The sequence below is a fragment of the Burkholderia sp. AU33803 genome (genome assembly GCF_002223095.1).
Lineage (GTDB): Bacteria > Pseudomonadota > Gammaproteobacteria > Burkholderiales > Burkholderiaceae > Burkholderia.
The window spans coordinates 577,428-594,432 of sequence record NZ_NKFJ01000008.1 but is presented as its reverse complement, the minus strand read 5'-3'; the positions used below and the strand labels follow the sequence as shown (position 1 = coordinate 594,432).

The 17,005-nt window shown below is 67.2% G+C and carries 14 protein-coding genes; 8 read left to right on the top strand and 6 right to left on the bottom strand.

Annotation, left to right across the window (positions count from 1 at the left end):
* Positions 1 to 36 precede the first annotated feature (36 nt).
* Positions 37 to 1,272: an SfnB family sulfur acquisition oxidoreductase gene (locus tag CFB41_RS34170; RefSeq protein WP_089459769.1), complete on the top strand. Its 1,236-nt coding sequence runs from the start codon at positions 37 to 39 to the stop codon at positions 1,270 to 1,272.
* A gap of 126 nt (positions 1,273 to 1,398) precedes the next feature.
* Complete coding sequence (locus CFB41_RS34165) at positions 1,399 to 2,847, top strand: APC family permease (RefSeq protein WP_089459665.1); 1,449 nt, start codon at positions 1,399 to 1,401, stop codon at positions 2,845 to 2,847.
* Positions 2,848 to 2,946: 99 nt separating this feature from the next.
* Here the strand turns inward: CFB41_RS34165 and CFB41_RS34160 are convergent, their stop codons facing one another.
* Positions 2,947 to 4,290, bottom strand: coding sequence for a PLP-dependent aminotransferase family protein (locus tag CFB41_RS34160; RefSeq protein ID WP_089459664.1), 1,344 nt, complete (start codon positions 4,288 to 4,290; stop codon positions 2,947 to 2,949).
* A 289-nt stretch (positions 4,291 to 4,579) separates the two neighbouring features.
* Between CFB41_RS34160 and CFB41_RS34155 the strand changes: the two genes are divergently transcribed.
* Complete coding sequence (locus CFB41_RS34155) at positions 4,580 to 5,362, top strand: sulfite exporter TauE/SafE family protein (protein ID WP_089459663.1); 783 nt, start codon at positions 4,580 to 4,582, stop codon at positions 5,360 to 5,362.
* Between the two features lie 227 nt (positions 5,363 to 5,589).
* Here the strand turns inward: CFB41_RS34155 and CFB41_RS34150 are convergent, their stop codons facing one another.
* Positions 5,590 to 6,237, bottom strand: coding sequence for a LysE family translocator (locus tag CFB41_RS34150; RefSeq protein ID WP_089459662.1), 648 nt, complete (start codon positions 6,235 to 6,237; stop codon positions 5,590 to 5,592).
* 110 nt (positions 6,238 to 6,347) lie between these two features.
* Here CFB41_RS34150 and CFB41_RS34145 point away from each other — a divergent pair, with 110 nt between their 5' ends.
* Positions 6,348 to 7,199: a LysR substrate-binding domain-containing protein gene (locus CFB41_RS34145; RefSeq protein ID WP_089459661.1), complete on the top strand. Its 852-nt coding sequence runs from the start codon at positions 6,348 to 6,350 to the stop codon at positions 7,197 to 7,199.
* Between the two features lie 22 nt (positions 7,200 to 7,221).
* Here the strand turns inward: CFB41_RS34145 and CFB41_RS34140 are convergent, their stop codons facing one another.
* Positions 7,222 to 8,118: a LysR substrate-binding domain-containing protein gene (locus CFB41_RS34140; protein WP_089459660.1), complete on the bottom strand. Its 897-nt coding sequence runs from the start codon at positions 8,116 to 8,118 to the stop codon at positions 7,222 to 7,224.
* Positions 8,119 to 8,271: 153 nt separating this feature from the next.
* Between CFB41_RS34140 and CFB41_RS34135 the strand changes: the two genes are divergently transcribed.
* Positions 8,272 to 11,325, top strand: coding sequence for an FAD-binding and (Fe-S)-binding domain-containing protein (locus CFB41_RS34135; protein ID WP_089459659.1), 3,054 nt, complete (start codon positions 8,272 to 8,274; stop codon positions 11,323 to 11,325).
* Positions 11,326 to 11,418: 93 nt separating this feature from the next.
* Here the strand turns inward: CFB41_RS34135 and CFB41_RS34130 are convergent, their stop codons facing one another.
* The 3 genes from CFB41_RS34130 to CFB41_RS34120 all read right to left on the bottom strand — a co-directional run bounded on the left by CFB41_RS34130 (position 11,419) and on the right by CFB41_RS34120 (position 14,503).
* Complete coding sequence (locus CFB41_RS34130) at positions 11,419 to 11,721, bottom strand: DNA-binding protein (RefSeq protein ID WP_089459658.1); 303 nt, start codon at positions 11,719 to 11,721, stop codon at positions 11,419 to 11,421.
* A gap of 87 nt (positions 11,722 to 11,808) precedes the next feature.
* A complete protein-coding gene (locus CFB41_RS34125; RefSeq protein WP_089444587.1) occupies positions 11,809 to 12,963 on the bottom strand; it encodes a branched-chain amino acid ABC transporter substrate-binding protein in 1,155 nt (384 codons plus the stop codon).
* A 640-nt stretch (positions 12,964 to 13,603) separates the two neighbouring features.
* Positions 13,604 to 14,503, bottom strand: a complete 900-nt coding sequence (locus CFB41_RS34120; RefSeq protein WP_089459657.1) for a DMT family transporter — start codon at positions 14,501 to 14,503, stop codon at positions 13,604 to 13,606.
* 57 nt (positions 14,504 to 14,560) lie between these two features.
* Here CFB41_RS34120 and CFB41_RS34115 point away from each other — a divergent pair, with 57 nt between their 5' ends.
* From CFB41_RS34115 to CFB41_RS34105, 3 genes are all read left to right on the top strand, one after another.
* The gene (locus tag CFB41_RS34115) at positions 14,561 to 15,547 is read left to right on the top strand and encodes a LysR substrate-binding domain-containing protein (RefSeq protein ID WP_089444585.1); all 987 of its coding nucleotides are present in this window, start codon (positions 14,561 to 14,563) and stop codon (positions 15,545 to 15,547) included.
* A gap of 185 nt (positions 15,548 to 15,732) precedes the next feature.
* On the top strand, positions 15,733 to 16,401 hold the full coding sequence (locus CFB41_RS34110; protein ID WP_089444584.1) for a nitroreductase: 669 nt from the start codon (positions 15,733 to 15,735) through the stop codon (positions 16,399 to 16,401).
* Positions 16,402 to 16,513: 112 nt separating this feature from the next.
* Positions 16,514 to 16,969: a sodium:proline symporter gene (locus CFB41_RS34105; RefSeq protein WP_089459656.1), complete on the top strand. Its 456-nt coding sequence runs from the start codon at positions 16,514 to 16,516 to the stop codon at positions 16,967 to 16,969.
* Positions 16,970 to 17,005: the final 36 nt, after the last annotated feature.

Genomic DNA, 17,005 nt, shown 5'->3' with positions numbered 1-17,005 from the left:
ACCGCCGGCCGGTTCATGCGCTTTACCGGAATCTACATGTCTACGGAATTCATCGAAGAAAACGTGCAACCCCAAGCGGGCACCCCATACGCTTCCGTTCCCGTCATCGGCTCGGATGCCGAGGCACTCGACGTCGCGCACCAGGTCGCGGCACGACTGGCCGAGCACGCCGCGTTGCGCGACCGCGAGCGGAAGCTGCCGTTCGACGAGATCGAGCTGTTCTCGTCGAGCGGCCTGTGGGGCATTACCGTGCCGCGCGAATACGGCGGCGCGGAGGTGTCGAACGTGACGCTCGCGGAGGTAATCGCGATCGTTTCGCAGGCGGACCCGTCGCTCGGCCAGATCCCGCAGAACCATTACTGCCTGATCGAGGACATCCGCCTCGAAGGCAGCGATGCGCAGAAGCGCTTCTTCTTCGATCTCGTGTTGAAGGGCACGCGCTATGGGAATGCGTTCTCGGAAGCGGGCGGCAAGAACGTGCTCGACATCCAGACGCGTGTGCGCCGCGACGGCGACGCGTTCGTGCTGAACGGCCGCAAGTTCTATTCGACCGGCACGCTGTTCGCGCACTGGATTCCGGTGCTCGCGCTCGACGAGTCGGACCAGGCCGTGCTCGCGTTCGTGAAGCAGGGGGCGCCAGGGCTGACCGTCGTGGACGACTGGAGCGGCTTCGGGCAGCGCACGACCGCGAGCGGCACGGTGATCGTCGAGAACGTGCGCGTGAGCCCGTTCGAAATCTTCCACACGCAGCGTTCGTACGACCGCCCGACCTTCGCGGGCCCGTTCGCGCAGATCACGACCGCCGCGATCGACCTCGGCATTGCGCGCGCCGCGCTGCAGGACACGATCGCGTTCGTGCAGCAGCATGCGCGCCCGTGGATCGACAGCGGCGTCGAACGCGCGAGCGAGGATCCGCTGACGGTCGCGCAGATCGGCGACATCGCGTATCGCGTGCATGCGGCTGAAGCGCTGCTCGCGCGCTCGGGACGCTTCGTCGATGCGGCGAAACGCGAGCCGAGCGAGGAAACGGTCGCACAGGCCGCGATCGCGGTGGGCGAGGCGAAGATCGCGACGACCGAGGTGTCGCTGCTCGCGGCGAGCAAGCTGTTCGAGCTCGGCGGCAGCAAGTCGACGCTCGCGAAATACAACTTCGACCGCCACTGGCGCAACGCGCGCGTGCATACGCTGCACGACCCGGTGCGCTGGAAGTATCACGCGATCGGCAACTACTACCTCAATGGCGTGAAGCCCGCGCGCCATTCGTGGAATTAGCCGGGTCGTGCCGGCGTATTTCCCGCGACGAAACATGGGCAAGGAAACCCGCTGGCCGCATTGGCAGCCTTCACTGCTGCGCAGGCGGCCTACACGGCTTCGCTTCATTCCTGACGAGATAAATCGATGAGTCATCCAGCAAGCACCGCGCAGGCATTGCCTGCGCACGATACCGTGCCGCCGGCAGGCGGCCTGCGGCGCAACTATCTCAGCCTGCCCGAGCTGATCGCGCAGTCGATCGGCCTCGTCGGCGTGTCGGGCGGGATCGGCGTGCTGATCCCCGCCGTCTTCGCGACGGCCGGCAACGGCACGTGGCTGGCCTACCTGTTCGCGATCGTCGCGCTGCTGTTCGCGTCGTGGAGCATCTCGGTGTTCGCGCGCGACTCGGCGTCGCCGGGCGCGCTGTATGCATATGTGTCGGCCGGCATCGGGCCGGTCTGGGGCGCGATCTGCGGCTGGTCGCTGCTGATCGCCTATGCGGTGGCCGCCGCGGGCATCCTGCAGGGGACGATCAACACGTTTCTGGTGCTGGGCCGCGAGACCGGGCTGCTCGGCAGCGCGACGCCGCTCGGCGCGGTGCTCGGGCTCACGGTCGTCACCGCGTTCGCCGCGTGGTACATCGCGTTTCGCGACATCCGGCTGTCCACGCGCTTCACGCTGTTCGTCGAACTCGCGACGCTGCTGCTGATCGCCGTCGTCGTGGTCGGGACGATCGCGTTCGGCGGGCATCCGGTCGATCGCGCGCAATTGACGCTGGAAGGCGTGAAGCCGACACAGTTGCAGCTCGGGATGGTGCTCGCGTTCTTCAGCTTCACGGGGTTCGAGAGTGCGACCGTGCTCGGCGCGGAAGCTCGTGACCCGTTCCGCGCGATTCCGCGTGCGGTGCTGATCAGCGTCGTCGGGCCGGCGATCCTGTTCGTGATCGGCGCGTACGGGATGGTGAGCGCGTTCCACGGGCAGACGCCGCCGCTCGATCAGGTCGACGGCCCGCTCGCGGTGCTCGCGCATCGGCTCGGGGCCGGCTGGGTCGGCGTGCTGATCGACGCGGGTGTGGCGCTGAGTTTCTTCGCGGCGTTCTTCTCGTCGATCAATGCGGCGGCGCGGATCGTCTATACGTTCGGGCGGCAGGGCGTGCTGCATGCGTCGACGGGCCAGGCGCACGAGCGGAATGCGACGCCGCACGTCGCGGTGGCGCTGATCGCGGTGCTGGCGCTGGTGACCGCGCTGGTGTTCACCGCACGCGGCGCCGCGCTGCTCGATTCGTATGGCTATCTCAGTTCGATCGCGACGTACGGCTGGCTGCTTGCGTACGTGCTGGTGGCGATCGGCGCGCCGCTTTATCTGCGCCGGCAGCGCCGGCTGCGTGCACGACATGTGGCGATCAGCGTCGTGGCGGTCGTGCTGCTCGCGATTCCGCTGGCCGGCAGCGTGTATCCGGTGCCGGCGGGCGTCTATGCGTGGCTGCCTTATGTGTTCGTCGCCTTGCTGGCGATCGGGCTCGGGTGGTTCCTGGTATTGCGCGTCCGGTTCCCGGAGCGGCTGCGCGAGCTGGAGGCCGAGCTGCTGACGAAGTGACGGCGTGGCGCCGCTGGCGGGTGGTCGGCGGTGACGGCTTGATATTGATCCGGATACCGAATCAGGGGGGCGGTGCATACCGACGCATCCGCGCGCTGCTTACTCGGTCGCGTCGAAATCGTCCTCCCGGCCGTTCAGCATCGCGGTCAGCGTGCGCAGGCCGGCATCGAGCTGATCCATGCTCGGCGCGGCCAGCGCGAGCCGGACTGCGTTCGGCGCATGGCCGGACGACACGGCGAAGGTGGTCGACGGCGTCAGCCCGATGTCGCGCCGGGCCGCGGCTGCGACGAGGGCTTGCGAACGCCAGTGCGCCGGCAACGTCAGCCACAGGTGATAGCACTTGCCGTTGGTCCGGACATCGAAACCCGCGAGGCGCTCGATCGCCAGCGCCTGACGCGCGCTGGCGTCGATGCGTTTCAATCTCGCGAGTTCGGCCACGGTGCCGTCGCGCATCAATCGCTGCGCGGCTGCAAACGCGAACCCGGAAGCGGTCCATCCCCCCGAGCGTACCGACGCCATCACGCTTTCGCGCAGCCGCGGCGGCGGCACGATGAAGCCGAGGGTCAGGCCTGGCGTGACCCGCTTGGACAGGCTGTCGATCACGATGCAGGCATCTGGAGCGAGTGCGGCCAGCGGCGGCTCGTCGCCGAGAAAACCGTAAACGTTGTCTTCGATGACCGGTATGTCGAGCTTGTCGACGACACGCAGCAGGTCGGCGCGGCGAGCGGCGCTCATCGTCGTGCCCAGCGGATTCTGGATGGCCGGCTGAACGTAGATCGCCGACAGCCTGGCCTCGCGGTGAGCCTTTTGCACGGCGTCGGGCCGAACGCCGTCTTCGTCCATCGCCAGCGGCACCAGCGAGATCCCCAGCTTGGCCGCGATGCCCTTGATGAACGGGTAGGTCAGTGCTTCCACGCCACAGCGCCCGCCGGTCGGCACGACCGCGGCAACGGCCGCGGCGATGCTTTGCCGCCCGTTGCCGGTAAACACCAGCTGGTCGGGCGACGGGGCCCATTCATGCTGCGCCAGATACGCGGCGGCAACGCTTCGGATGGCCGGGGTCCCGGTACTCGTCGCCTCGCGTAACGCGGCGTCGAGCTCCGCAGGTCGGTGCAATCCGCGCAGGCTTCTGGTGATCAACGCGGTCTGGGCCGGGACGGTCGGGTAGTTGAACTCGAGATCGATCCGAACGCCGCGAGGCTCGCCCGGCGCAGCGGCCCCGCGTCGCGTCTCGCCCGACACGAAAGTGCCCCGACCGACTTCACCGACCACGAGGCCGCGGCGCAGCAATTCCGCATAAACCCGTCCCGCCGTCGATGCGGCGATGCCATGCTGGTCAGCGAAATGACGCTGCGGAGGCAGGCGGTCGCCCGGCCTGAGCGTGCCGTCGGCAATCTGGGCGGCGATCGCGTCCGCCAACTGCAGATATTCGGAATTCGACATGGATTGCACCGATAACAATGATTATTGCACCGAGGTCAATGTTTTAATTGCACTGAGTCTAATGGCGGTGCATTCTGCTTTCATCAAGTCGATTGTACCGGGGCTGACATGCTTGTGCGGCCCGTGCGGCCGGCGGTGCGTTGGGGTACCGCATTGCCCCGGTACCTCATTGGAGAAGCAGCATGGGTGCAATGCGTTCAACCCGGATCCACCGTGCGGCGATGCCGCCCGTGCGACCCGCTCCGTGGCAGTCCGCCACGCCGCGATTCGAACCGGCACGGAGGTCGTGATGGCGACCCCTGCTGCGATGGGCCTGCAATTGACGCTGGCCACGATCCTGATCGCGTTTGCCGGTGTGTTCGTGATCGCGTTCATGCGCGGTGCGTTCGGTGGCGGATTCGCGATCATCGGCATTCCGCTGCTGTCACTCGTGATGGACCCGGTGACGGCCGGCGGCTTGCTCGCCCCGTTGTTCATCGCGATGGATCTGTTCGCGCTGCGGTACTGGAAGCCGTCGACATGGTCGAAGCCCGACCTCGTGCTGCTCCTGCCGGGGCTGGTGGTCGGTATCGGGTTCGGTTACCTGGCTTTCCGCTTCCTCGACCATCGTGCCATCGAGCTGTTGATGGCGGTGGTCACGCTGGTCTTCGTCGGGCTGTGGGTGAGGGGTGGCGCGAAACCGACGGTTCGTCCGCGTTCGTCGCCGAAGGCCGTCTCGGCCGGCCTTGCATCGGGCGTCACGACGATGGTCGCGCACTCGGGCGGCCCGCCGCTCGCGATGTATCTGCTGCCGCTCGGCCTCAGCAAGGAGATGTACGCGGGAACGACGAGCCTGTTCTTCACCGTGGGCAATGCGATCAAGGCGGTGCCGTGGCTGCTGATCGTGCGGCCGACCGCGAATGTCTGGGCGTTGATGGCGGTGTGCCTGCTTGCCATTCCGGCCGGCGTGGTGTGCGGCTGGCGGCTTCACGGCAGGCTGGATCAGCGCCTGATCTACCGGAGTTGCTACGGATTGCTCGCGGTGACCGCGTTGAAACTGCTCTGGGACGGCGTTTCCGGCTATCTCGCGTAAAACCGGCGCGCGGCTGTCCTGGTTCCGGTGGCTACAAATCAGTAGTACTGAGATGAAAAACCTCGAAAACAGGAGCATGCGTGCCAATCGATATCCGTCCGCCGACGCCCTCGCGGCGTCAATTCATGGGCGTGGCCTCAACGGCCGCCGTCTTGGACGGCCGGACCGAGGGACTGACACGGGACGACGTGCTCGACAACGTCACGCTCGATGGCGTGATTGGCGCACTATGCCATGCCCGCCATCTTCGACGCATCGACCACCATCTGCACGCCGAGCCCGCCAAGAATGAGCCCCATCGCCCAGCGCTGCGCGAGCAGCAGCGTCGGGCGCCCGTGCAGGAACGTCGCGATGCGGCTCGAACAGATCGCCACCAGCCCGTTCGCGCAAGCGAACGCGGTGATCAGCAGCGAACCGAGAAACAGCGATTGCCCGAGCACGCTGCCGTTCCCGTAGTCGATGAACTGCGGCAGCAGCGAAATGAACAGCATCGCGAGCTTCGGGTTCAGCACGCTGGTCGTCGCGCCCATCGCGAGCAACCGAAGCGGGCGCTCGCTGGGCAACGCCTGCACCTCGAACGGCGAGCGGCCGCCGGGCCGGACGGCCTGCCACGCGAGATACAACAGGTACGCCGCACCGACCACGGCCAGAACACTACCCGCGTAGGGCACGCTCATGAACAGCGTCGTGATCCCGAACGCCGCACCGAACATGTAGAACAGGTAGCCGATCATCACGCCGCCGAGCGAGATGAGCCCCGCAGTGCGACCTTGCGCGATCGAGCGCGACATCACGTAGACCATGTTCGGCCCGGGTGTGACCGCGAGCATGCCGCCGATGACGAGAAATCCGTAGAGCGATCCGGACGTATGCATGTCTGATGATTCCTGCAACGAGTAAGGGCTGACGGGATGCATTGTCCGACCGTGGAGGAGAACAGTAAAACGGGATAAACTGAATCGATTAATCAGGTTTTCTGAATGCGATGAAAAAGCTCGACCTCGATGTGCTCGCGATGGTGGTGGCCGTCGCGGAATCCGGATCGTTCGCGCAGGGCGCGCAGGCCGTGCATCGGTCGCCGTCGGCGGTGAGCATGCAGATCAAGGCGCTGGAAGACGCGCTCGGCAAGCCGCTGTTCATCCGCGACACGCGCAACGTGACGCCGACCGACGACGGCACGATGCTCGCCGAATACGGCCGCCGGATGCTGGCGATGCGCGACGAGGCCTGGGCGTCGGTCGTGCGCCCGGAGGTCCGCGGGCGCGTGACGATCGGCGTGCCCGACGATTACATTTCGTCGCTGCTGCCGCAGGTGCTCGGCAAGTTCGCCGCGATGCATCCGCGCGTGGAAATACGCGTGATCGGCCAGCCGAGCAGCGCGCTCGTGCCGATGCTGAAGGACAACACGGTCGACCTCGCGTGCCTCACGCGGATCAAGGGCGTGACCGGCGAGCTGATCCGGCTCGAACCGCTCGTCTGGGTCGGGTCGCCAAAGCGCAACGTGTGGGAAGAGCGGCCGCTGCCGGTGGCCTTTTTCACGCACGGCGGCAGCACGGCGCGCGATCACGCGGTCAAGGCGCTGAACCGGCGGAAGATCCCGTACCGGATGTCGTACGAGAGCCCGAGCCACCTCGGCCTGCTCAGCATGGTGGAGGCCGGGCTCGCGGTCGCGCCGCTGGCGCGCTGCTGCATTCCCGATCATCTCGTGCAGCTGTCGGAAAGCCACGGGCTGCCGCCGCTCGGCGAAATGGAGGTCGTGCTCGCGCGCAGCCCGCAGTCCGCGCGCCCGCCGTGCGACTACCTTGCCGAGCAGATTCTCGGCGAATGGCGCACCTGAGCGGCCCGCCGCCGGCCGCGTTTCAGCGCGACTTCAGCAGCCATTCGCGGAACGCGACGAGCGACGGCAGCGTCTCGTTCCCCGGCGGGTAGACGAGGTAGTAGCTGCGCTGGCTGGTGATCGCGTCGCCGATCGACACGAGCTCGTGGCGGCTCAGCTCGTCTTCCACCAGCACCTTCGGCACCAGCCCGATCCCCATCCCGGCCCGCACCGCCTGGATCAGGTGCGACGTGAGCTCGAAGCTCGGGCCGATGCGCATCTGCCGATGGTCGAGCCGATAGTGCGAAAACCACTCCGCCCACGCCTGCTGGTTGCTCGTCACGCCGAGCAGCGTCTGCTTCGCGGCCCACGCTGGCGTGCGTGCGTCGGCCTTGCGTCGGCTGCCGCTGCCCGGGTCCGGCGGCGCGATCGCGATCAGGAACTCGTTGTACAGCCGGTGCGCGTGCAGGCCCGGCCAGTCGCCCGCGCCGACGGTAATGGCCGCATCGAGGTCGTCGTTGAGGAAATCGATCGCGCCGATCCGCGAATGGACGTGCACGGTCACGCCCGGATGCGCGGCGTAGAAATCGTGCAGGTGCGGTAGCAGCCATTTCGAGCCGAACGTGGGCAGCGTCGCGAGCCGCAGCGTGCCGGCGCCCGCCTGGTGCGACATCACCTGCAGCGTCGCGCCGCGGATGCGCCCCAGTGCGCCGCTCAACTCGGTGAAGTAGCGGCGCCCGACTTCGGTCAGCTTGACCGAGCGGCCCTCGCGCCGGAACAGCGGCACGCCGAGCTGATCCTCCAGCGTCTGGACCTGCCGGCTGATCGCGCTCTGGCTCAGCGACAGCTCCTCGGCCGCGCGCGTGTAGCTTTCATGCCGCGCGGCGGCCTCGAACACCAGCAGCAGCGACATCGACGGGGTGAGGCGACGGTAATTCATGAGTTTTATGCAATATTCGCCGGAGCAGAATTCGTTTGTTTCTCGTGCAATATCCAAAGATACTGGAATTCCCGATCGCGTGGAAACTTGCTAAAAAATCATGTTTCAGCCACGCGAGCCGGCCGGTTCCACCCACACTGCCGCTTTTAGCCCATGTCGATCGCCTCGTTGCCCCGTCCCGCCAGCCCGCCCGCGCATGCGTACCGTGACTTTCTCGCCGCGCTGCAGGCCGCCGGATTCGCCGGGGAAATCCACGCGGACCATGCGAACCGGACGGTACACGCCACCGACAACTCGATCTACCAGCGTCTGCCGCAAGCGGTGATCTGCCCCGCGCATGCGGACGACGTCCGGCTGCTGGCGCGCCTGCTCGCCGAGCCCGCGCATCGCGACGTCGCGGTGGCCGCGCGCGGCGGCGGCACGGGCACCAACGGGCAGTCGCTGACCGACGGCGTGGTGGTCGACCTGTCGCGCAACATGAACCGGATCCTCGAAATCGACGTCGAGCAGCGCTGGGTGCGCGTGCAGGCGGGCGTCGTCAAGGATCAGCTCAATGCGGCGCTGAAGCCGCACGGGCTGTTCTTCGCGCCGGAACTGTCGACGTCGAACCGCGCGACCGTCGGCGGAATGATCAACACCGACGCGAGCGGGCAGGGCAGCTGCACGTACGGCAAGACGCGCGACCACGTGCTCGAGCTCGATTTCGTGCTGATGGGCGGCGAGCAGCTGCACAGCGAAGCACTCGCGGACGACGAGCTCGAGCGCCGTTGCGCGCGCGAGGATCGCATCGGCAAGGTCTACCGCGCCGCGCGGCGCATCAGCGACGACAAGGCGGCGCTGATCGAGGCGAAGTTTCCGAAGCTCAACCGCTGCCTGACCGGCTACGACCTCGCGCACCTGCGCGAACCCGACGGCCGCTTCAACCTGAACAGCGTGCTGTGCGGCGCGGAAGGCTCGCTCGGCTTCGTCGTCGAAGCGAAGCTCAACGTGCTGCCGATCCCGAAGTATTCGGTGCTGGTCAACGTGCGCTACGCGGGCTTCATGGACGCGCTGCGCGACGCCCGCGCGCTGCTCGCGCACCAGCCGCTGTCGATCGAGACGGTCGACTCGAAGGTGCTGATGCTGGCGATGAAGGATTTCGTGTGGAGCAGCGTGGCCGAGTATTTCCCGCAGGACGACGCCCGGCCGACGCTCGGCATCAACCTGATCGAATTCAGCGGCGATGATGCGCGGGACGTCGATGCGCGCGTGAGCGCGTTCGTCGATCATCTGCGTAGCGACAAGAGCGTGGAGCGCCTGGGCCACACGCTCGCGGCGGGCGACGACGCGGTGAAGCGCGTGTATGCGATGCGCAAGCGCGCGGTCGGCCTGCTCGGCAACGTGCAGGGCGAGGCGCGCCCGCAGCCGTTCGTCGAGGACACCGCCGTGCCGCCCGAAAACCTTCCCGCGTACATCGCCGAATTCCGCGCGCTGCTCGACGGCCACGGGCTGCAATACGGGATGTTCGGGCACGTCGACGCGGGCGTGCTGCACGTGCGGCCGGCGCTCGACATGAAGGATCCGAAGCAGGCGGCGCTGGTGCGGCCCGTGTCGGATGCGGTGGCCGAGCTCACGCAGCGCCACGGCGGCCTGTTGTGGGGCGAGCACGGCAAGGGCGTGCGCTCCGAATATGCGCCGGCGTTTTTCGGCGAGCTGTATCCGTCGCTGCAGCAACTGAAGGCCGCGTTCGATCCGCACAACCAGTTCAACCCGGGCAAGATCGCGACGCCGCCGGAGAACACGATGCGGCTGCTGAAGATCGACGAAGTGCTGACGCGCGGCGACCACGACCGGCAGATCGACGAGCGTGTATGGCAGAGCTACGGCACCGCGATGCACTGCAACGGCAACGGCGCGTGCTACAACTTCGATCCGGACGACGCGATGTGCCCGTCGTGGAAGGCGACGCGCGAACGCGTGCAATCGCCGAAGGGGCGGGCGTCGCTGATGCGCGAATGGTTGCGTCTGCAAGGGCAGGCCGGCGTCGACGTCGTCGCGGCGGCGCGTGCGCGGCAGCCGTTCCTGGGCGGCCTGGCCGCGCGCTGGCGCAACAGCCGTGCGGCGCGCAACGGCGAAGCCGATTTCTCGCACGAGGTGTACGACGCGATGGCCGGATGCCTCGCGTGCAAGTCTTGCGCGGGGCAGTGCCCGGTGAAGGTGAACGTGCCGGAGTTTCGCTCGCGTTTTCTCGAGCTGTATCACCAGCGTTACCTGCGGCCGCTGCGCGACTACCTGATCGGCTCGCTCGAATTCACGACGCCGTGGATGGCGCGGGTGCCCGCGCTGTACAACGGGCTGATGGGGGCAGGATGGGTGCGCACGGTGCTGGAGCGGCACGTCGGCATGGTCGACAGCCCGCTGCTGAGCCGCTTCGACCTCGCGGCCGTGATCCGTCAATGGCAGGTGAAGCCGGCCGATCCGCAGGCGCTCGCCGCGTTGAGCGACGCGCAGCGCGCACGTAGCGTCGTCATCGTGCAGGACACCTTCACGCGCTATTTCGATACCGAGCAACTGGCGACGCTGATCGAGCTGGCGGCGCGCATGGGCTTCCAGGTGTGGCTCGCACCGCTCGCGCCGAACGGCAAGGCGCTGCACGTGCAGGGCTTCCTGCGCGCGTTCGAGCAGGCGGCGATCCGCAATGCGACGCAGCTGGCCGCGCTGGCGCGCTCAGGTGTCGCGCTGGTCGGCCTCGATCCGGCGATGACGCTCACGTATCGGCAGGAGTACCTGAAGGTGACGGGGCTTTCCGATGTGCCGAAGGTGGCGCTGCCGCAGGAATGGCTGCTGCAGGTGCTGCCGGAAGCTGGTGCCGGTGTCGGCGGCGTGCCTGCGTCGTACCGGTTGCTGCCGCACTGCACCGAGAAGACCAATGCGCCCGACAGCGGCAAGCAATGGGCCCAGGTGTTCGCGCGGCGCGGGCTGCGGTTGAAGGTCCAGGCCACCGGATGCTGCGGGATGTCGGGTACCTACGGACACGAGGCGCGCAATCTCGCGACGTCGAAGACGATCTATGCGCAGTCGTGGGCGGCGCACGTGGACGGGCCGGAGGATGAAGGCGAGGCGCTGGCGACCGGCTATTCGTGCCGCAGCCAGGTGAAGCGGATGTCGTCGAAGCAGGTGCGGCACCCGTTGCAGGCGCTGCTCGATCACATGCGGGCGGCGGGGTGATGACCGGACGTCGCGTGTCGCGTTGCCCGTGAGATGACATTCGATTCAGCGTCGCGCGGCAAGCGTCGTGCCGTCGTCGACGCATGCCTGGGCTCAGGCGTCGGCTTTCGCCGTCTTTCCGGAACGCGGTTTGTCCGCAGCAGGAAACACACCGCCGCCGCGCGGCCGTTTCGGTTCGATCCGCATCTGCCGGATCACGCGCCGGAAATCGATCTCGTGCGCGGCCATCGTGCCGATCAGTTTCGCGATGACCGCGAGGTGGGAAGGAACCGTACCCTTGCTCGAATAGTTCGTGATCGAGCTTTCGTTCATCCGGATCAGGCGGGCGAACTCGCGCGCCGTCAGCTGTGCCTTCTTCAACTCCTGTTGAAATTCCGCATACGCCATTGCGCACATGATGCTTCGTCTCCGTGAATCAGAATTCGGCGCGCGCGGCGCCGGCGCTGACGAGTGGCGTTCCCGTCGCACCGGCGCCGCGACGGGTTACATCTTCACCTGGTCGAGGAAGGTCTTCTTGCCGCTCTTGTAGCCGTAGATCGAGATGATCCCGTGCGTCAGGTCGCCCTTCGAATCGAACGTCGTCGTGCCGATCACGCCTTCGTACTTCGTCGCCGGCATCGCCGCGAGGATCTTCGCCGGATCGGTCGAGTTCGCGCGCTTCATCGCGTCGACCGCGATGTAGACCGCGTCATACGCGAACGGCGCATCGAACTTGATGCCCTGGTTGAAGCGCTTCTGGTACTTCGCGAGGAAGTCCGCGCCGCCCGGCATCTTCTCGAGCGCGGCGCCGGCCTGCGAGCACAGCACGTTGTCGGCTGCCGGGCCGGCCAGTTCGGCCAGCGAGTCGGTGCACACGCCGTCGCCGGACAGGATCTTCGCGCGCAGGCCGAGCTGCTTCGCCTGCTTCGCGAGCGGGCCGCCGGTGGCGTCCATGCCGCCGTACATGATCGCGTCCGGGTTCTCGCCCTTGACCTTCGTCAGGATCGCGCGGAAGTCGACCGCCTTGTCGTTGGTCGCGTCGTGCGACAGCACCTTCAGGCCGAGCGCCTTCGCCTTCTTCTCGAACTCGTTCGCGAGGCCCTGGCCGTACGCGGTCGAATCGTCGATCACCGCGACGCTCTTCACGCCCTTCGCCTGCGCATAGCTCGCGAGCGCCGGGCCTTGCTGCGCGTCGGTCGCGACCACGCGGTAGGTCGTCTTGAAGCCTTGCTGCGTGTAGGTCGGGTTGGTGGCCGACGGCGAGATCTGCACGATGCCCGCGTCGCTGTAGATCTTCGACGCCGGGATCGACGTGCCCGAGTTCAGGTGGCCGATGACGGCGACGACCTTGTCGTCGACGAGCTTCTGCGCGACCTGGGTAGCCTGGCGCGGATCGGCCGCGTCATCCTGTGCATCGAGTTGCAGCGTGATCTTCTTGCCGCCGATCGTGAGGCCCTTCGCATTGATTTCCTCGACCGCGAGGCGCGCACCGTTCTCGTTGTCCTTGCCGAGGTGCGAGATGCCGCCCGTCGTCGGTTCGACGCTGCCGATCTTGACGACCTGGTCGGCCATCGCGGTCGACGCGGCCGCGAATGCGGCGGCAGCCAGTGCGACGGTGATCAGGGGTTTGCAGCGCATGCCGACAGTGCTTCGTTCCATCTGCCATCTCCGATTTGAATGTCTTTCTATTCGCGTCTCGACCGGCCGACGGCGAGGTCGGGGCGATCGGACGAGTCTCCATACCCATCATGGGCTTCACTGCATCGCGTCCTGCCCCGCGACGTGCCGCCCGGGTGAACGGGCGAATCGGGGCCTGAAACGGTGCAATTCGTATGAATATATATGAAGCCGATTTTGCGCGCTGCAGCGAATCACGTAGCGGGGCGGGCGCAGTGCGACCAGCGCCCGAAATTCGACGGCGCCGGATGCCGGAAATCGTGCGCCGCGGCAGGCCACAGGCTGCGATTCGCTGTCGACGGCCTTACGAACGCATCCATTATTCGGCCGGCGGGTGGAACGAAGCCATGGACACTGATGCACGGTCAATCCGGAACTGTTCGGTCGATTTGTCTGCACAGTTTGGACGATTTCGATTGCGCATCCGGTTGCGGGGCCATGCTTCATCGCGATCGATATCCTCGTTTTAATGCAACTAACGGTCGAGCCCGGCAGCGTCGACGACTGGGCGCGGGTAGGCGACCCACGCGATGCATTCCGCTTTGCAGATGCCGGGGTTCGTCCCGACCGGCTCGCTTGCGGATCGTCGGGGCGATCGGGCCGGCCCGATTCGGCTGCGAGCCTAAGAACGTCCGCGCAACGCCACGAAGATCACGCCGGCAATCGCCAGCAGGCCGCCGCACACCGTCTCGATGCCGGGTCGCTCGCCCGTCAGCACCATCGACAAGACCGTCGCGACCGCCGGCGTCAGGTAGAGGAAGTTGGCGGCGCGCGCCGCGCCGAAGTAGCCGAGTGCGAAGGTCCAGGTCGCGTAACCCAGTGCGGCGGGGAAGATGCCGAGCATCAGCACGGCCAGCGCGGTGTCGCGCGACCCGCTGCCCAGCGCAGCGAGCGCGCCCGGCAGCCACGGCGTGAGCAGCAGCGCGCCGGCGAGCAGCGTGTACGCGGTGCAGGCCAGCGCGCCGTACACCGGAATCAGCCGCCGCTGCAGCACGAAATAGCTGGCCGAACACAGGGCCGCGCCGAGGATCAGCGTGCTGCCGGCGCCGAGGACGAGGCCGCCCGGCTGCCCGCGCGCGATCACCGCGATGCCGGCGAGGCTGACCAGCGAGCCGAGCCAGCCCCAGCGGTTGAAGCGCTCGCCCAGAAACACCGCGGCCAGCAGCGCCGTGAAGATCGGCAGCGTGTTCACGATGAAGCTCGCCGCGCCGGCCGAGACGGTTTGCTCGCCGGTATTGAGCAGCGCGTTGTAGAGCGCGATGCCGAGAAAGCCGCACAGCAGGAAGCGCAGCGCGTCGCCCCGGGTCGGCACGCGCGGCCGCCGCACGACGAGCCACGCGACGATCAGCACGGCCGCCGTGGCGAAGCGCGCCGCCGCAAGCTGTAGCGGTGTCAGGCCATGCAGGCCGATCCGGATGAACGGGAAAGCGGACGCCCACGAGACGATCGTGAAGGCGACCGCGCCTGCCGCGATCAGCGGCTGCCGCGCAGCGCGCGACGACGGGGTGGAGAGCGTGTTCATGCGGCAATGATGCGGTGTGGCAAGATGCTAAGCTAGCGCACAGATCAGCACGCAGATATGACCACGATTCACAGCTCGAGCCGGCGGCCGGCCGGCGCTTCAACCCGCGCAAAGCGCGCGCCGGCGGCGTCGCCCGCCGCAGCGCCGGCGCCGGGTGCGCGGCCGCCGCTCGCGAGTCTCGAGACGGTGTGCACGGTCGCGCGCGAGGGGTCGTTCCTGGCCGCGGCCGATGTCTCCGGCGTGACGCACGGCGCGATCAGCCGGCGGGTAGCCGCTGTCGAAAACTGGCTCGGCCTGCGGTTGTTCGAACGCCATGCGCGCGGCGTGCGCCTGACGCCGGACGGCCAGCGCTTCGTCGGCCGGATCGAGCAGGCGTTCGCGATCATCGACAGTGCCGCCGATCAGTGGCGCTCGCCGCGTACGCCGCGACTGGTCAGGATGAGCGTGGTGCCGGCCTTCGCGCAGCTCTGGCTGCTCGAGCGCCAGCATGCGCTCGAGAGCGAGGCGCCCGCATTGCGGATCGAACTGGGCATCGATCTGCGCAACGTCGACATCGCCGGCGGCGAAGCGGATCTATCGATCCGGTACGGGCGCGGCAACTGGCGTCAGCTCGACACCCGCGCGTTCATGCCGGAACGGCTCTATCCGGTCGCGCATCCGCGGCTTGCCGCGCAACTGGCGAAGGCGCGCCGCCGGCGCGGCGATGCCGCGCTGCTCGACATGCCGTTGCTGCACGATTCCGACGTGACCGGCTGGCGCACGTGGTTCGATGCATTGGGCGTGCCGTTCAAGCCGCGCGCGCAGGATCGCCGCTTCGAGGATTACAACCTCGTGCTGGCCGCCGCCGAGGCCGGGCTCGGCGTGGCACTGGCGCGGGTACCGCTCGCCGACGCCTATCTGAAGCGCAGCGAACTCGTGCGCGTGAGCCCGCACGAAGTCGATTCGGTGCTCAGGTATTACTTCGTGCATGCGAAGGGGGAGAATCGGCCTGAGGTGCTGGCGTTGATGGAGCGGATGCGGGCGGCGGTGGGGGCAGGCGGCTAGCGCTGGCCGGTGTATCGTGTCGACCCGCCATGGTCGCTGGCGGGAGCGAAAAAGCGTTGTGCGATACGCGGCACTAGGCTCGGGCCGCCGGATCGACGACAATGCGACCGCGAAAAACGATGAGGTGGAGAGATGAACGAGATTCGAAAAGGGATGCATCCGTGCGGATGCGAGCGAGGTCAACAATGAACAAGCCGGACAAGTCGTCGAAAGCGCGTGCCGCGCTCGACCAGCTGTTTTCGGGCATGGCGCCCGCGGATGCGACGCGCGCGTCGCGTCCGGGCAATCCGTTCGAAGCGAGCGCCGACGACGCATCCGCCGGCACGGGCGGGCGCGGCGGTATCGAGGTCACGCTGTCGACCCGGATCCAGTTGCGCGGCTATCCGAATGCGAACGCATTCATGAAGCGCATGGCCGAAGCGTGGGGGCTGGAGTGGGGGATGTACGACAGCGTCAAGGCCATCGCGACGCTGCCCGTCGGATGGCGAGCGCGCCGGCTGCCGGAAGTCACGCAGATCGTCGACGGACACGACGTGCTACGCGCGGAGAGCAGCCTGCAGGGCGGCGAGATGTCGTATCTGAAAGTGCATCCGCGGTACTACATCGACGCGCGCAAGGGGTTCGGCTGGGGCAAGTCGTCGAAGGCATCCGACGATCCGGATCTCGACGGCCCCGACTGGAACTGCTTCGTGATCGATCGCGAAAAGTCCATCGAAGTGCACGAACTGACGACCTCGTCGCTGAAAGCCGACATGGACAACGCGCGGGCGACGTTGCTGAAATGGCTGGACGAAAACTATCCGAAACATCGCGATCCGTTCGCCTACTGGTCGGATTGCGAAGGGGCGTCGTAATCTTGCGTGGCTGCCCGGTGCGGCATCACGGGCGCACGCTGCCCGACCGGCACCGGAATGGGTGGGGCGCACGCCGCCTCGATGCATCGGCCGCGTGCGATGGGGGCGCCAATTGAAACGAGCCAGTGTCGTCCCGGTTCTCTGGGCAGCGTTCGGTGCGGCGGCCGGTTCGACCGTCGTCGAGCTGCTGCTCTGGCCGATCGTCGGCGACGACGCGATCGGGAACCTGTTGCACGACACGCGCCTCACGGCGGCCATCGTGATGGGGCGCGGCGTGCTCGGCGCGTCCGCCGGCTTTGATCCACTGGTCATGACGGTGGCGACCGTCGTGCATCTCGCGCTGTCGCTGGTCTATGCGGCTGTGCTGGCGAAGGTGATTCGCAACCTGTCGCTCGCGGCCGCGCTCTTCGTGGGCGGCGCGTTCGGCCTCATCGTGTACGGCGTCAACCTGTACGCGTTCACCGCGATCTTCCCGTGGTTCATCCCGGTTCGTGGCGCGATCACACTTGTGGCCCATCTGGTATTCGGGATCACGGCAGCGGCTGCCTACCGCTTCGCCAGCCGCTAGGCCGGGCGCCAATCGACGGTGCCTGCGTCGATCATT

What these genes read in the sequence shown, in the direction of transcription:
- CFB41_RS34155 (WP_089459663.1), top strand. Translation starts at nt 4,580, where the DNA reads ATGGCGACCCCTGCTGCGATGGGCCTGCAATTGACGCTGGCCACGATC.
- CFB41_RS34110 (WP_089444584.1), top strand. Translation starts at nt 15,733, where the DNA reads ATGAACAAGCCGGACAAGTCGTCGAAAGCGCGTGCCGCGCTCGACCAG.
- CFB41_RS34160 (WP_089459664.1), bottom strand. Translation starts at nt 4,290, where the DNA reads ATGTCGAATTCCGAATATCTGCAGTTGGCGGACGCGATCGCCGCCCAG.
- CFB41_RS34115 (WP_089444585.1), top strand. Translation starts at nt 14,561, where the DNA reads ATGACCACGATTCACAGCTCGAGCCGGCGGCCGGCCGGCGCTTCAACC.
- CFB41_RS34130 (WP_089459658.1), bottom strand. Translation starts at nt 11,721, where the DNA reads ATGTGCGCAATGGCGTATGCGGAATTTCAACAGGAGTTGAAGAAGGCA.
- CFB41_RS34145 (WP_089459661.1), top strand. Translation starts at nt 6,348, where the DNA reads ATGAAAAAGCTCGACCTCGATGTGCTCGCGATGGTGGTGGCCGTCGCG.
- CFB41_RS34140 (WP_089459660.1), bottom strand. Translation starts at nt 8,118, where the DNA reads ATGAATTACCGTCGCCTCACCCCGTCGATGTCGCTGCTGCTGGTGTTC.
- CFB41_RS34165 (WP_089459665.1), top strand. Translation starts at nt 1,399, where the DNA reads ATGAGTCATCCAGCAAGCACCGCGCAGGCATTGCCTGCGCACGATACC.
- CFB41_RS34150 (WP_089459662.1), bottom strand. Translation starts at nt 6,237, where the DNA reads ATGCATACGTCCGGATCGCTCTACGGATTTCTCGTCATCGGCGGCATG.
- CFB41_RS34135 (WP_089459659.1), top strand. Translation starts at nt 8,272, where the DNA reads ATGTCGATCGCCTCGTTGCCCCGTCCCGCCAGCCCGCCCGCGCATGCG.
- CFB41_RS34125 (WP_089444587.1), bottom strand. Translation starts at nt 12,963, where the DNA reads ATGGAACGAAGCACTGTCGGCATGCGCTGCAAACCCCTGATCACCGTC.
- CFB41_RS34170 (WP_089459769.1), top strand. Translation starts at nt 37, where the DNA reads ATGTCTACGGAATTCATCGAAGAAAACGTGCAACCCCAAGCGGGCACC.
- CFB41_RS34120 (WP_089459657.1), bottom strand. Translation starts at nt 14,503, where the DNA reads ATGAACACGCTCTCCACCCCGTCGTCGCGCGCTGCGCGGCAGCCGCTG.